The organism is Paenibacillus sp. FSL K6-2441 (genome assembly GCF_037964765.1).
Taxonomy (GTDB): domain Bacteria; phylum Bacillota; class Bacilli; order Paenibacillales; family Paenibacillaceae; genus Fontibacillus; species Fontibacillus phoenicis.
In genome coordinates this window covers 3549666-3564796 of sequence record NZ_CP150174.1, presented here as the reverse complement: position 1 = coordinate 3564796, position 15131 = coordinate 3549666, and the positions used below count along the sequence as shown (strand labels likewise).

The 15131-nt window shown below is 54.5% G+C and carries 13 protein-coding genes; 9 read left to right on the top strand and 4 right to left on the bottom strand.

The window, feature by feature from the left end; translation table 11 throughout:
• Positions 1-143 precede the first annotated feature (143 nt).
• A complete protein-coding gene (locus NSQ80_RS16375) occupies positions 144-587 on the top strand; it encodes a MarR family transcriptional regulator (protein WP_009225120.1) in 444 nt (147 codons plus the stop codon).
• 378 nt (positions 588-965) lie between these two features.
• Here NSQ80_RS16375 and NSQ80_RS16370 read toward each other — a convergent pair whose 3' ends face one another.
• On the bottom strand, positions 966-2342 hold the full coding sequence (locus NSQ80_RS16370) for an IS110 family transposase (RefSeq protein WP_260072012.1): 1377 nt from the start codon (positions 2340-2342) through the stop codon (positions 966-968).
• A 320-nt stretch (positions 2343-2662) separates the two neighbouring features.
• Between NSQ80_RS16370 and glpK the strand changes: the two genes are divergently transcribed.
• Positions 2663-4153, top strand: coding sequence for a glycerol kinase GlpK (gene glpK, locus NSQ80_RS16365; protein ID WP_009225121.1), 1491 nt, complete (start codon positions 2663-2665; stop codon positions 4151-4153).
• Between the two features lie 118 nt (positions 4154-4271).
• On the top strand, positions 4272-4496 hold the full coding sequence (locus NSQ80_RS16360) for a LuxR C-terminal-related transcriptional regulator (RefSeq protein ID WP_009225122.1): 225 nt from the start codon (positions 4272-4274) through the stop codon (positions 4494-4496).
• Positions 4497-4647: 151 nt separating this feature from the next.
• Here NSQ80_RS16360 and NSQ80_RS16355 read toward each other — a convergent pair whose 3' ends face one another.
• Positions 4648-6003 (bottom strand): dipeptidase, encoded by a 1356-nt coding sequence (locus NSQ80_RS16355; RefSeq protein WP_009225123.1) that lies wholly within the window; start codon positions 6001-6003, stop codon positions 4648-4650.
• Positions 6004-6250: 247 nt separating this feature from the next.
• Between NSQ80_RS16355 and NSQ80_RS16350 the strand changes: the two genes are divergently transcribed.
• From NSQ80_RS16350 to NSQ80_RS16340, 3 genes are all read left to right on the top strand, one after another.
• Positions 6251-7447, top strand: a complete 1197-nt coding sequence (locus tag NSQ80_RS16350) for a peptidylprolyl isomerase (protein WP_339299911.1) — start codon at positions 6251-6253, stop codon at positions 7445-7447.
• Positions 7448-7626: 179 nt separating this feature from the next.
• Positions 7627-8361 carry a class I SAM-dependent methyltransferase gene (locus NSQ80_RS16345; RefSeq protein WP_036645155.1) on the top strand — a complete coding sequence of 245 codons (735 nt, stop codon included), beginning with the start codon at positions 7627-7629 and terminating at the stop codon, positions 8359-8361.
• Positions 8358-9359, top strand: a complete 1002-nt coding sequence (locus NSQ80_RS16340; RefSeq protein ID WP_339299909.1) for an MBL fold metallo-hydrolase — start codon at positions 8358-8360, stop codon at positions 9357-9359. The genes NSQ80_RS16345 and NSQ80_RS16340 overlap by 4 nt, the downstream gene beginning before the upstream one ends.
• 66 nt (positions 9360-9425) lie before the next feature.
• Here NSQ80_RS16340 and NSQ80_RS16335 read toward each other — a convergent pair whose 3' ends face one another.
• Entirely contained in the window at positions 9426-9986 is a 561-nt protein-coding gene (locus NSQ80_RS16335; protein ID WP_323079125.1) for a phosphatidylglycerophosphatase A, read from the bottom strand.
• 160 nt (positions 9987-10146) lie between these two features.
• On the opposite strand from NSQ80_RS16335, the gene NSQ80_RS16330 reads away from it, so the two are divergent.
• The 3 genes from NSQ80_RS16330 (at position 10147) to NSQ80_RS16320 (ending at position 12757) form a co-directional block, all read left to right on the top strand.
• On the top strand, positions 10147-11205 hold the full coding sequence (locus NSQ80_RS16330; RefSeq protein ID WP_339299907.1) for a GerMN domain-containing protein: 1059 nt from the start codon (positions 10147-10149) through the stop codon (positions 11203-11205).
• A gap of 155 nt (positions 11206-11360) precedes the next feature.
• Positions 11361-12119 carry a ribonuclease PH gene (gene rph / locus NSQ80_RS16325; protein WP_323077496.1) on the top strand — a complete coding sequence of 253 codons (759 nt, stop codon included), beginning with the start codon at positions 11361-11363 and terminating at the stop codon, positions 12117-12119.
• Between the two features lie 2 nt (positions 12120-12121).
• Positions 12122-12757, top strand: a complete 636-nt coding sequence (locus NSQ80_RS16320) for an XTP/dITP diphosphatase (protein ID WP_009225130.1) — start codon at positions 12122-12124, stop codon at positions 12755-12757.
• A gap of 370 nt (positions 12758-13127) precedes the next feature.
• Here NSQ80_RS16320 and asnB read toward each other — a convergent pair whose 3' ends face one another.
• Complete coding sequence (gene asnB / locus NSQ80_RS16315) at positions 13128-14972, bottom strand: asparagine synthase (glutamine-hydrolyzing) (protein ID WP_339299904.1); 1845 nt, start codon at positions 14970-14972, stop codon at positions 13128-13130.
• Between the last annotated feature and the right edge of the window lie 159 nt (positions 14973-15131).

Genomic DNA, 15131 nt, shown 5'->3' with positions numbered 1-15131 from the left:
ATTATTTTGACTTCTCGGTTTCATCATAAGCGATTTTCCCGGCCTTTTCAAGTAGGGTTACCCGTCAAATGGCGACAGATTCCTTGAATTTTCGGAGTCTGCATAATACACTCTAAACAGTAGGGTTATTATCGGAGAGAGGAATGGTTTGGTTGTCCGTTGATCTCGACCATTACATAGATCGGATCGAATCGGTATGGACCCGTTCGTTTCGGAAAGTGAAAAGTGAATTAATGCACCATCAGGAGCTGGGCCTGACGGGCCCGCAATTTCATACGCTGATGCTGATTGCCCGGAAGTCCAACTGCAATGTCAGCTATTTAGCCGAGAAGCTGGAGGTGAAGCCCAGCGCGATTACGGTCATGATCGATCGGCTGGTCCAAAGCGGTTTCGTGGAGCGGCGGCATGACGAGCAGGATCGGCGGGCGGTGCTGTTGTCGGTTACCGAGCGGGGGGCCGAGGTGCTGGCGGAAGCCCGGAAGAAGTCACGGGAAGTGTTGAAAACGCATTTATCCGTCCTCAGCGAAGAGGAGCTGGAGATGATGATCACGATTTTGGAGAAGCTGTCCAAGAATTCCAAAGCGTGAGGGAAGCGGTGAACATATTGGCGGAAAGGAACCATGGAATTTTCTATGGTTCTTTTTTTAAGATATCAGCGTACTATGTCAAGTAGAATTTTTAGGTTTCTGGGTAACCCAAACACACCTAACCACCCAGATTTTCAAAAAAGTTAGCAACTGACAGAGAAGCGATGCTTGAAACCGGCCTTTCTCGGACTTGAAAGGAAATAGCCTCGTTTTTTCAATCCTGCGATGCAATCTGGCTGAGTGCAGAGTATACGCTAACGTACAATTCGCATTCACAGGGCGAGGTGGATAAAGCTGACATACGAGATCCAAGGTCTCCAAGAAAGTGATCCGATCTTCCCTCAGTCCCAGAAAGACCGGTTCCAAGATCTTGCTTAGTTAGGCCACCGCTAGTGTCGGCATAACGCAATTGAAGTTCAACTTCTTATTGACCTCATCAAGGATGTGATAATCAGAGCACTGCGATTGAAACGGTAAACGGTCTCGCAGCATGGCGAAAGCGACTTTGAGCATCTTATTACCCATTGCAACAAAGATGGCTCGTTCATGTTTTCCTTTTTCCTTCAGACGATCATAGAAAGGCTTAAGGTCCTTATTATGCATGCAGAGACTCTTACCTGCTAGATATACCGCATAACGAAGGTGATCGTTTCCCTGTTTGGAAATCTTGCGGTAGGAGCCTTTGCCGCCACCTGTTTGCTTAACAATGGGGTTTGTGCCAGCTTTCTTAATTAACTGGTTTGCGTTCGAGTACTGAGATACATCGCCGATTTCAGCATAAAGCTCAGCCGCGGTAGTCACTCCTAAGCCCGGGACGGTAAGAAGCAGTCGTCCGTCTGTCTGAAGGAGAAGGTTCTCGATCTCTTGTTCCAAAACATTAATTTTGGCATCAAATGTTCGTAAGTCACGTAGCTTCATTTTCAGTAACATAAGCTCAGGCCGAAGTTCCTGTAAGTTTCTCGATAACGCTTGTTCAGCGACGTGCAAGAGCTTCTGGATGGTGGTGTTTCGCAATTTGAGATTATGCTGAATCGAGAGCTTCCGTAGCCCGGTCTCCCCTAGTTTCAGGACAGCAGCGGGGTGTGGATAATGCTCCATGAAGAAGAGCGAGGCTTTCCCCCAGAAGTCACTGAATACTTTGATTTTTCGAGCTCTACCGGCTGAATAATCTGCATATCCTTGGTACTCGCGCCAGATGAGGTCCATAAGTGCTCGAATCTCTGTACGCAAGGAAGCACGCTTCCGTGTCTCAGAGCGCCGTGCTCGAGTCAAGACATGGAGCTGACGCTGCACGCCATTCAAAAGCTGGTTTTCAGTGGCTTTGTTGCTTTTGATGGCATGGGCGATGGCCACAAGATCAAGATCATCTGTTTTGCACCAATTCAGTGCGCCGGCGCGTTCCTCGAAGGTGGTATACGGATTCAAGATCTGAACGTGGTACCCTCGTTTCGCCATCTCGCGGACGATGTCTTCATAGTAATGGCCTGTTGCCTCAATACCCAGGAACAAGCGAACAGCCTCTGTGGCTGTAACCGCTTGATTAATCTTCTTGCAAAGCAGCTCCATACCAGAATTATTCGCTGAGAAAAAGAAGGGTTTTTCAATGATGTCGCCGAAATAATTGCATATTAAGGCTTTTTGGTGGAGCTTGGCCGCATCGATTGCAACGATGAGGACTTGCTCCAGGTTAACGCCCCTTAGCTGTTGACTGAACTTAGTTCCCTTACGGCCTTGAATGTGCGAGGATTTCCCCATGCGACTTTAACCTCCTGTGGTTGGTAGGTAAGATTGAAGCTTCCCTGTCAGGTGCTTCTTTCTTCGATAGTCGCTGGGGATTTCCTCTTTATATTTTGATTATATTACACGCCAGAAAGTATAAACTTCGGGGCATTAGCATCCTGATATCGCAAGATAAACTTCCGCTAAACGCGGTCTGTCTACTTTGAATGTACGTCGATAGACGTTTTTCTTATCGCTGATTCTCCGTGAACCTGATAGCATGCACGAAGGATGCCGGGTTATGATAGACATAAGAATGAAAGCGTTATTTCATCAAACCGAAACGGAGGAGTTCCATGGAAAAATATATCTTGGCTTTGGATCAAGGCACAACGAGCTCGCGGGCGATTTTGTTTAACCGGCAAGGGGAGATTGTTCATTCGGCACAGCGGGAATTCCCGCAGTATTTCCCCGAACCCGGCTGGGTCGAGCAGAATCCCAATGAGATTTGGGGCTCGATCATGTCGGTGATTGCTTCCTGCTTATCGGAATCCGGTATCAAGCCGCGGCAGATTGTTGGGATCGGGATTACGAACCAGCGGGAAACGACGGTCGTTTGGGAAAAAGACAGCGGCAACCCGATTTACCCGGCGATCGTCTGGCAATCCCGGCAAACGGCCGCGATCTGCGAGGAGCTGCGGAATGCCGGTCATGACGCTTTGTTCCGGGCCAAAACCGGTCTGCTGCTCGACCCTTATTTTTCTGGAACCAAGGTCAAGTGGATCCTCGACCATGTCGAAGGCTCGCGGGAGCGGGCGGCGAAGGGCGAATTGCTGTTCGGGACCATCGATACCTGGCTCATCTGGAAGCTGTCCGGCGGCCGCTTGCATGTAACGGACTATTCCAACGCTTCGCGGACGCTGATGTACAACATCCACGAGCTGACCTGGGATGACGAGCTACTTGCGATTCTGGACATCCCGAAGGCGATGCTGCCTGAAGTGAAATCCTCCTCCGAGGTATACGGCACGACGGTTCCGTACCACTTCTTCGGGGAGGAGGTGCCGATCGCGGGGGCGGCCGGAGACCAGCAGGCAGCTCTGTTCGGGCAAGCTTGCTTCCAGCCGGGGATGGTCAAAACGACGTACGGAACCGGCTGCTTTATGCTGATGAATACCGGCAGTACCCCCGTTGTATCGGAGCACGGGCTGATCACCTCATTGGCCTGGGGCTTAAACGGGAAGGTGGAGTACGCTCTTGAGGGCAGTATCTTCGTGTCCGGCTCGGCGATCCAGTGGCTGCGCGACGGGTTGCGCATGTTCCGGAACGCCAAGGACAGCGAGGTGTACGCCTCGCGCGTGGACTCAACGGAAGGCGTCTACGTTGTTCCAGCCTTCGTTGGTCTCGGCAGCCCGTATTGGGACAGCGAAGTTCGCGGCGCGGTATTTGGCCTGACGCGGGGGACGACGAAGGAGCATTTTATCCGGGCGACGCTGGAGGCGCTGGCTTACCAGACCAAAGACGTTCTCGGCGCGATGGAGCAGGATGCCGGATACGCCGTACGGTCCATGCAGGTGGATGGCGGCGCTGTTGCGAACGGCTTTCTCATGCAGTTCCAAAGCGACATTCTTGGGGTTCCCGTAGAACGTCCGGCGATCGGCGAAACGACGGCGTTGGGCGCGGCCTTTTTGGCGGGTCTCGCGGTCGGCTACTGGAGCGATTTGGACGAAGTCGCGCAGTGCAAACGCCTGGAACGCCGGTTTATCCCAACGATGCCGCAGTCTAAGCGGGAAGCGCTCTACCAAGGCTGGCTGAAAGCGGTTCAGGCCGCGATGGCCTTCAAATAACGGGCCGCCCATTTCTATACGGCACCGCACCATTAACCCTGTTTCTTCATAAGATGTGTTGACTGTATCCCTGAACCTTGTTAAACCACAAAACCCGAGCAAGGAGGGGTGACGCATTTTGAAGAGCAGCGATCGTAACAGCAAATTTCTGTTGACTCATCGTGAACGGGAGGTCTTCGAGCTTCTCGTGCAGGATAAAACGACGCGCGACATTGCCGGGCAACTGTTTATTAGTGAGAAAACCGTCCGTAATCACATTTCTAACGTAATGCAAAAGTTGAATGTCAAAGGTCGCGCGCAGGCGGTTGTCGAGCTGATCAAGCTTGGGGAGCTGAAAATCTGACGGTGAACTACGTGTTCGTAGAAAGCCGCAAGCCTTCTTTTTCACCCCGGAAGGGGTAAGAGAAGGTTTTTTTGTGTGCGTATCCGCAAATAAAAAAACCTCCAAGCATCCTATTCACATCAGATGCCGGAGGTTATTGGCTAAACTAACGTTACAGCGACTTCAAATAATGAACGATCGTGAGCAGCCCTTTGTCAAAGTTCTCCAGGTTAAAATGCTCGTTTGGCGCATGCAGGTTTTCGTCCGGCAGCCCGAAGCCCATCATGACGGCTGGAGCCGACAGGACGCGGGACAAGGTCTCGACGATCGGGATCGAACCGCCGTCCTTCGTGAACAGCGCCCGAGTGCCGTAAATGGCTTCGTAGGCATCGGCCGCTTTTTGCAGCATCGGATCTTCCGGATTGCATGTGAAGGCCCGCGCTTTCTCGGTCGCTTTGACCTTCAAGGTTGCCCCCGGCTGCAGGTGTTTGTGCAGATGCCGTTCGATGCGGTCGATCGTGGCTTGCGGGTCCTGGTCGCCAACGAGGCGGCAGGTGATTTTGGCATGGGCTTCCTTCGGCAGTACCGTTTTGGTCCCTTCCCCTTGGAATCCGCCGTAAACCCCGTTGAGTTCCAGCGTTGGACGGGCGCCGGTCCGCTCGACGAAGGAGTACCCTGCTTCGCCAAACAGCTCCTTCAAGCCAAGATCCCGCTTGAGCTTCTCTTCGTCAAATTGTTGCTTGGCGAACTCTTCGCGTTCGAGCGCAGACAGCTCGTGAACGCCTTCGTAGAAGCCTTCGACCGTGACTCGGCCTTGCTCATCATGCAGGGAAGCCAGCAACGATACCAGGGCGTGCAGCGCGTTAGGGACACCGCCGCCATATGTACCGGAGTGCAAATCGGTGTTGGCGGTATACACCGAGACTTCCATCGCACACAAGCCGCGCAGACCGATGCAAATCGCCGGTTTGCCCGGTGCCATCAGCGCGGTATCGGAGATCAGGATCACGTCAGCGGCCAGCTTGTCCTGGTTGGCTTCCAAGAAGGCGGGCAGGTTCGGGCTGGTGACTTCCTCTTCCCCTTCGATGCAGAATTTGATGTTGACCGGAAGCTCCTTCTCCTGCTTCAAAATCGCCTCCACGGCCTTGATATGCATAAACACTTGGCCTTTATCGTCCGTCGCTCCGCGGGCGTACAGCTTGCCGTTCCGAATGGACGGCTCAAATGGCGGCGTCTCCCACAGATTCAGCGGGTCTACCGGTTGTACGTCATAATGGCCGTAAACCAGAACGGTTGGTTTCCCTGGTGCGTGCAGATGCTCGGCATAAACGATGGGATGCCCTGCAGTAGGATGAATCTCCACCGATTCCATACCGGCGCGGCGCAGAGCTTCGGCGATCCATTCGGCCGCCTTCTGCACATCGCCTTTGTGTTCGGACAAGGCGGAGATGCTGGGAATCCGAAGCAATTCGCCAAGTTCATTTAAGTGTTGTTCGCGGTTCGTATTAAAATAAGCTTGATAATCCATCGTCGAATGTTCCTCCCGAACTAGAACTAGTTTTACCTTTATATTCTACACCTTTTTTGCCGAGAACACGAATGATGGGGTGACGCAATTAAAAGCAAGAGCCTCCCGATTCCTTAAATTCACCTTAAAAGGGACGCGCTTTTTTTAGGAATATTTAAGGTAAATTCGATGGATATCTGGTAAAGTCAAGAAAGCACGTTTTGAATCCAAATTGAATGCTTCATGAAGAAGGGAGTCGCAAAGTCATATGGACGAAAAGGAAAAAAAAGAGTTGGAGGCAACCGGAGGCGAAACCGGAGCCGCTGAGGAGACGCGGGCCCAGGATGGACAGGCCGGTCCGGTGGATGCCGGGACGGACCAGCTAGCGAAAGCGGCAAATGATCCGGCGGATGCTGTGGGCGACCCGTCGACGGAAACGGAATCTTCTCCAGCGAACGAAGCGGAAGTAACCGTCGCGGCTACGGGCAGCACAACCGATGAGGACTTGACGCCGGTGATGGTTCCCCTGAACGGGGAGACGGAGACTGCACCGGTACAAGCCCCTACATCCAGTAATAAAGTATGGCAGATCGTATCGTTGGTACTGGCTGTTTTGCTGGTCGTTGTACTGATCAAACCGCCGTTTGCCACGAATAAGGCAGAGGCCGTCGCTACGGTTAACGGTGTGGAAATTACGAAGGACCGGCTCTATGAAGAACTGGCTGCCAATGGCGGAGAACAAGCGCTGACAAACCTCATCAACCAGGAGCTTGTGAACCAAGAGGCTGCTAAGAACAATATCACGATCACGGATGCCGATGTCGACGCCGAAATCGAAACCTACAAAACCCAGTTTGGTTCGGAAGAAGCGCTGAATCAAGCTTTGGAGCAGTACGGGATGACCATGGATGATTTGCTCAAGCAGGTCGAAATGGAGCTGAAGCTGACGAAGCTGCTGGAACCGCAGATCAATGTTACCGAGGAGCAGGTTAAGGAAACGTTTGAAACCTACAAGGATTCCTTTAATACACCGGAGCAAGTTCGGACTTCCGTCATTTTGGTCGCAACTGAAGAGGAAGCGAAGGATATCGTGAAGCAGTTGAAGGAAGGCGCCGATTTTGCAGAGCTGGCCAAGAGCAAATCGCTGGATACAGCTACGAAGGATCAAGGAGGAGACACCGATTTCTTCGCCCGCGGCGAAATGGAAGAAGCGGTGGAAGAAGCCGCCTTCAAGCTGGCGAAAGGCGAGATTAGCGAGCCTGTTAAGACGAGCGAAGGTTATCAGGTCATTAAAGTCACCGACAAGAAGGAAGCCCACACGGCAACGCTGGAGGAGAAGAAGGATGAGATCCGCAAGAGCCTTATCTCCCAACAGGTTTCCAGCATGTCGGGAGCGTGGCTGGAGGACGTTCGCAGCAAAGCGAAAATCACCAATACATTTACGGATGCAGCCGCTGCCGAGTAATTCGGCTGAAGCAGCAGCCATTCTGAACCGCCGAAGCTCTGCTTCGGCGGTTTTTGGTATTTCGGTTTGAACACTTCAAGATCGCTTTGTGTTTCCGGAAGTCTGACGGTACAATGAGGATACACGGATGCATTTGAGTACATATCCAATTGGGACGGATCGTATGGAGGCAGGGGAAGATGGCGGAGTGGTATGAGCTTAGTTTCGGGGAAGATTATTTGCTGGTATATAAGCACCGCGATGCGCAAGGTGCGAAACACGAAGTTCAGCGGATGATCCGCTGGCTTCATCTTCCTCCAGGTGCGAAGGTGTTGGATTTATGCTGCGGCATGGGCCGCCATTCGCTGGCGCTGGCCGAAGCGGGTTACAAGGTGACCGGCGTGGATTTGTCAGAGGTGTTGCTGCGCGAGGCGAGACGCCTCGACCCCGAGGGTCGGATCACCTGGCACCGGGCGGATATGCGCGAGTTGCCGCTTCAAAGCGGGGAGTTTGAGGCGGTGGTGAACTTATTTACTTCATTTGGTTATTTTAAAAAGGACGAGGAGCAGATCAAGGTGCTGCGGGAAGCGGCCCGCGTACTGAAGTCAGGGGGCCGTTTCCTTCTCGATTTTCTTAATCCCGCTTATGTTGCCGCCCATCTTGTTCCGTATTCGGTACGGGAGGACGCGGGGCAGCAGATCGTAGAACGGCGGCGGATTGAAGATGGGTATGTCATCAAGGACATCGAAATTACCGCCCCTGGCGGAGAACCAAGGCATTATATGGAGCGGATTAAGCTGTACGAATTGGATGATTTTCGGCGGATGCTGAAGGAGGCCGGTTTAACCTTGCAGAACGTTCATGGGGATTATGATGAAGAGCTTTACGATCCGAAGACGTCTCGGCGCATGATTTTGGTGGGGGTGCGGCCATGACATTATTGCCGGAAATCCAGCTCTGGGACCGGGAGCTCGTGGCCCGTGTTCCGATCTCGATGGCCCCTCCCCTGCGCAGGGTGAACAGCTACGTGCTGAAGGGAGAAGAGGGGATTACCATCATCGATCCAGGGCCGCGAACGGAGGAGACGATCGAAGAGTGGCGGGCAGCTTGGCAGGATCTCAGGATATCGCCGCGCGACATTAGGCAAATCGTCTTGACCCACCACCACCCCGATCATTATGGCCTGGCGGGATATATGCAGGAGGTCACCGGAGCGGCCGTATTGATGTCGCCGCGGGCTTATAAAGAGACGCGGCTGATGTGGGGGCCGGACAGCCGGATGCACGAAGCGCTGCCCGATTTGTACCGGCGGCACGGGATGCCGGAATCGTGGTACAGCCAGCTGCCCGGGCATCTGCAGGGCTTTTTCGCTCAGGTCACGCCGGCTCCCGAAGTAACCTTTCTCCGGGAGGGAGAGCCGATCCGGATGGGTGGACGAGCCTGGCTGCCGATTGAAACGGCCGGACATGCCCCGGGGCACCTGTCCTTTTATAATGCCGAACACCAACTGATGTTCTGCGGGGATGCGGTGCTGCCGCAAATCTCCCCCAACGTCAGCTTCTTGCCTGGCAGTGATCCGCAGCCGCTGCAATCGTTCCTGGATTCGCTGGAGAAGCTGAGCGCTTACGAGGTGGCAACCGCATATCCGGGACACCGCAATCCGTTTGATTATTTTGCGGAGCGTGTGCGGCTGTTGCTTGAGCATCACGGCGAGCGGCTCCTGCGCATCGAACGGTTGCTGCAGGAGCGGCCGCAAACGGCTTTCGACGTTTGCGCCGCCTTATTTGGCACGGAGCTTAGCATCCACCAAATGCGCTTTGCCATGTCAGAAACGTTGGCCCATCTAGTTGAGTTGGTCCGGCAAGGGCGGGCTGAAGAGCAGACGAACGGAGAAGGTACAGACGAGGTTATCCGGTATGCTCCGGTGGAATAGTCCAATAATGCAAAAAGAAGGGCGGCATTTGATTTGCCGTCCTTCTTTGCGTTGCACTGATGGAGATTACCGCTCGGAGTCGAGGGATTCCTCACCGCGTTCTTTTTCCCGTTCCGCTTGTTTGCGATGGGCGATCCGGCTGCTGGCCGAGGCTGCAATGGCGCCGACAATGTCATCCAAGAACGTATTGCACGGACCCAGCGTCTTGTCATTCAGCCGTTCCAAAATGCCCGGTTTCAGCTTATCGACATAACCGTAGTTGGTGAAGCCGATGCTTCCATACACGTTTACGATCGAGAAGGCCAGGATTTCATCCACACCGTACAACCCTTCGTCATTGGCAATCATGTCCTGCAGTTCAGGGATCAGCATCCCCTGCTCTGCCAAAATATCGAGCTGGATGCCGGTCAGCACCGCATTTTGCACCTCGCGTTTGGTCAGCACCTGCTCCACGTTATGTATGCACTCTTCCATCGTCAGGTTCGGGTAGTATTTTTGCTGCAAAAACATTACGAGTTCTGCGATTTGCTCCGTCGTCACGCCGCGCTTGTGCAGCCACTCCTTGGTGGCATCAGCGACTTTCTTGCTGTTCAAGCTGTAAGGCACTTTGGCCTTCGGTTGTTCCATCCCCATACACTCTACTCCTCGTCATTTTTAGTTGGATTGACAAGATATGAAGAAGTTTGTCCAGATCCCGGAAAAATATAGTTATGTTTCGGGACAAGGCTCGTATATATAGTAATACAAATCTTAGCCAATTGAAAAACTTAGGGAGGCACGAGCAAAAATGAAATGGAACCGCCGATTACGAAATACGGCTGCCGCCGGGGCAATATCGCTTCCGCTGCTGCTGTCGGGCTGCGGCATGTTTGGGGGAAGCTCCGCCCAAATCGATCCTCCGCCTACAGATATCGAAACCCAAATGTTGGAAGGTCTGGATGCCGTAGAGCAGACAAGCTTTGCCCAGGAGGAAGCGCTCTCTACAGTTTACTTGGTGAACGAGCATGGCTTGCTGGCCCCGGTCGCCCTGCACTTGCCTGATGGCGAGGCTTCGCTCAAGCTGAACCGGATGCTGGAGATGCTGGTGAAGGACGGCAAATATGCCAGCCTGCTCCCGGCCGGCTTTAGCGGCATTCTTCCGGCGGGCAGTGAGGTGAAGGCCGTCACCGTGAAAAAAGACGAGAAGCTGGCCGTCGTCGAGTTTAATCAAGCGTTTACCGGCTATGAAGCGGCCGATGAGCGCAAAATCCTTGAGGCGTTGACCTGGACGTTAACCGGAACGCCGGATGTGGAGAAGGTTCAGCTGTGGGTGGACGGGCAGAAATTAAACGAGATGCCGGTGAACGGTACGCCGCTGGATCGGTCGCTCAGCCGTAATTTTGGGATTAACCTCGAAATTAAAGCTGAATCCGGCTTATCCCAACTGAGCCCGGTCATTGTGTATTTCTCCGCAGCAACGCCGGAGGGCGTCCAATATTTCGTCCCGGTGACCCGATTTGTACCGGCTGACGGCGATCGGGTGAAATCCGCGCTCGGCGAACTGCTCAAAGGGCCGCAACAAGGAGACGGCTTGGAGCGGGTCGTGACCGACAACACGAAGCTGGAAAGCGTCGAGGTCTCGAAGGACGGCATCGTGACGGTTGCGCTGACGGACGATATGTTTGAAGCCGGCGAGAAGCTGCCAGCACAAATGCTGCAATCACTGGTGCTGACGGTGACGGAGAACCGGGACGACAGCAAAGTACGCATTTGGCTAAACGGGCAAAAGGAAGTCGTTGGCCTGGATAACCAGACCTATAGCGAACCGGTGATGCGGCCGGAAACGATTAACGAAATCCCACTGTAAACCATGTTTAACCACGGCACGCCATACGAAGGCATACCGGGCCCTGCGAGGTGCAGGGTTCTTTTTTTGGCCGAATGGAAAGGTGCTTTTATGACCACACTTTGGTAGAATAGGGAAAGCATATTGACAGCAAGAACACGTAGGAGGCAGTAAAGATGAGAAGCAACGGACGCCAGGCGGACGAGCGCCGGCCGATGAATTTAACCGTCAATGTTAATAAATACGCAGAAGGGTCTGTCTACATCGAGGTGGGCGATACGAAGGTGCTGTGTACCGCCACGGTTGAAGAGAAGGTCCCGATGTTTATGAAAGGTCAGGGCAAAGGCTGGGTGACGGCGGAGTATTCGATGCTCCCTCGCGCAACTCAAACGCGGAATCAGCGGGAATCGGCCCGTGGGAAGCTGAGCGGCCGTACGATGGAAATCCAGCGGCTCATCGCCCGCGCGCTGCGTTCGGTCGTGGATCTGCAGGCGCTGGGTGAGCGCTCTATCACGATCGATTGCGACGTACTGCAGGCAGATGGCGGAACGCGGACCACGTCGATTACCGGGGCGTTCGTGGCGTTGGCGCTGGCGATGCACAAGATCGCTCAGAAGCACGCGCTGCCGAAGTTTCCGATCACGGACTTTCTCGCATCCGTCAGCGTAGGGATCGTTGGGGAGGACACGTTGTTGGATCTCAACTATGAGGAGGATTCCAAAGCGAAGGTCGACATGAACGTGGTGATGACCGGCAACGGCCAGTTTGTTGAGGTTCAAGGTACCGGGGAAGAGAACCCGTTCTCCCGGGCGGAGTTGGATCATATGCTGGAGCTCGCCGAGAAAGGGATTCGGGAGATGATCGAGCAGCAGCGTGAGGCGCTCGGGCCGATTGCGCTGCTGATCGGAAGCGGGCAGTCCCGATCGGTGGTGTAAGCATGATCGAAGGAACGGAGATTATCGTGGCGACCCGTAATGCCGGGAAAGTGCGGGAATTCGCGCATGCCTTGGCGCCGCTGGGCAAAGAGGTTCGGAGCTTGGCCGATTACCCGGATGCCCCGGAGGTGGTGGAAGACGGGACGACGTTCGCCGAGAACGCCCGTAAGAAGGCCAAAACGGTCGGCGACGCGCTAGGCCGCCCTGTGCTGGCCGACGATTCGGGCCTTTGCGTCGACCAATTGGACGGTGCGCCGGGCGTTTATTCGGCCCGATATGCCGGGGAAGGCGCCAGCGACGAGGACAACAACGAGAAGCTGCTCGCCGAGCTCGAGAAGCGGCGGCTGGGCGAGGATACGGAGCAGCCGCTGCTGAGCACGGCGCGGTTTGTCTGCCACCTGGCCTTGTACGACCCGGCCAATGGGCAGTTTATCGAAGCCTCCGGCGAAGTCGAAGGCTGGATCACCTCCGAGCCGGCGGGCGGCGGCGGGTTTGGGTATGACCCGCTGTTTTATCTGCCGGCGTACGAGAAGACCATGGCCGAGCTGACGCTGGAGGAGAAGCAGGCCGTCAGCCATCGCGGCGCGGCGCTGCGGGCGTTGGCGGACAAGCTGAGCGGGGCGGCTGCGGGGAAGTAGGCGAGGGCCGTGTGACCGTGCAGCACGTGAGGCCCGAGGAGGCCGTGCAGCCCGTGCAGCCCGTGCGGCTTGGCGCATAGCCGCTTGCTTGCGGGAAATTAACGGTAAATCCTCCTGTTAATTTTCGACTTTTTGGCTCGTTGCACCAATTAACGGTAAAACCTACAGTTAATTTTGCCCTAAAGGCCGGAAACGGCCCAAATGCCCGAAATTAACGTCAGGAAATACCGTTAATGCCTGTTAAAGCACCCGAACCGGTAAAATTAACGGCAGGTTTTCCAGTTATTTTTTCGCAACCCACTATAAGCGACATCAAAAAAAGCAAGTCAGGGACCTGGGTAAGGTTCCCGGCTTGCTTTTTGCGCTTCAATTAACGAATTTTCACGTTGTAGGTGCTCAGCCAGAAGTTCACCTGCGACAAATACGCAAACAGCTGCGGACCGCTCATCAGCTGGCCGAACCATGGCAGGTTGGAGGACGATTCCTTGGACGCGGCGATGGCGCGAATTTTGTCCGCATTAATCAGCGGCAAGATCGGCGAGGTCGGGTCGTCGAGAATCTTCAGCATTTGATCCCGCACGGCAGTCAGGTAGTTCGGGTTATGCGTTTTGGGGTAGGGGCTTTTTTTGCGGTAAAGTACGTCTTCAGGCAGGATGCCTTCCAGCGCTTTGCGCAAAATCCCTTTTTCCCGGTTCCCGGTCGTTTTGATCTCCCACGGAATATTCCAGACATACTGCACCAGTCGGTGATCGCAATAAGGCACGCGGACTTCCAATCCTGCAGCCATACTCATGCGGTCTTTGCGGTCCAGCAGCGTTGGCATGAACCGCGTGATGTTCAGGTACGACATGACCCGCATCCGAGCCCGCTCGCCTTTCTCCCCTTCCAGCTTCGGTGTCTCCGCGACCGCTTCGCTGTATCGATCGGCGATATACTGCTCCGGCTTGATCCATTCGCGGATTTCCGGCGACAACAGATCTGCGCGCAGCCCGGTCGCCACAGACCAAGGGAACGTTCCCGAATTCAGCAGCTCCTCGCGGTGGAACCACGGGTAGCCGCCAAAGACTTCGTCCGCAGCTTCGCCGGAGATGGCGACGGTGGCCCCTTTTTTAATCTCCCTACAAAAAAGCAACAGCGAGGCGTCCACATCCGCCATGCCCGGCAAATCGCGGGCAATCGTCGAGTCGGGCAGCGCCGCAATCAGCTCAGGCGTATCAAACTTGATCGCGTGATGGGCGGTCTGCAGCTCCTCGACCATCCGCTGGATCCACGGGCCGTCCGCGCCAGGCTGATAGCTGTGGGCCTGGAAATGCTTGTCGTTGTCGACGTAATCGATCGAATACGTATTGACTTGACCTTGGCCGGTCCGCTTGTAATAATCGACGGCCAGCGCGGTCAGTGCGCTGGAGTCCAGACCTCCGGACAGCAAGGTGCACACCGGCACGTCGGAAATGAGCTGGCGTTCCATCGTGTCCTGCAGCAGCTGGCGAATCGTTGCGGCGGTTTTCTCTACATTGTCCGTATGGGGCTCGGCTTCCAGCTTCCAGTAGGCGTATTTTCGCAGTCCATTGCGGTTGAAGATCAAGACGTGGCCCGGACGCAGCTCCTTCAGATCCTTGTACACGCTATGGCCGGGCGTCCGCGCCGGACCGATGACGAAAATTTCGGCAAGGCCTTCAGGCCCTACGACGGGCTCAACCTTCGGATGCCGCAAAATCGCCTTCGGCTCGGAACCAAAGATCAGGGTGCCGTCAATTTCGCTGTAGAATAACGGTTTTACCCCGAGACGATCTCGGGCAAAAAAGACATGCTCCCGAACGCTGTCCCAAATGGCGAACGCAAAAATTCCGTTCAGCCGGTAGACGCAATCCGGTCCCCACTCGATATACGATTGCAGCAACACCTCCGTATCACAGTTGGTACGGAACGTTCGGCCTCTCCGCTGCAGCTCCGCTTTCAGCTCCAGCGCGTTATAAATTTCCCCATTATATACAATCGTAAATACCGCGTCTTCCTCATGGATAATCATCGGCTGTGCCCCGTTCTCGGGGTCCATGACGCTGAGGCGACGATGTCCGAAAGCACACGGGCCGGAAATCCAAGTTCCCTGGGCATCCGGTCCCCGGTTTTCCAGACAGGATGTCATGGATAACACCAGATCCGATTCTTTCGTCAAGTCCCGGTTCCATTCGATAAAGCCGGTTATTCCGCACATTTTTGCTATCTCCTCTCCGCATTGCTTTACAGTCCCCGCTTGCCGACCGGGTGAAAAGTATTAACAAATTATGCCGAACGAGGGCATAAAATGTCTGTCCATTATGGAAAACTATGGCGTGGAGGCAGTATAGCGCGAGGTGAAGCAAGGCATAAGAAG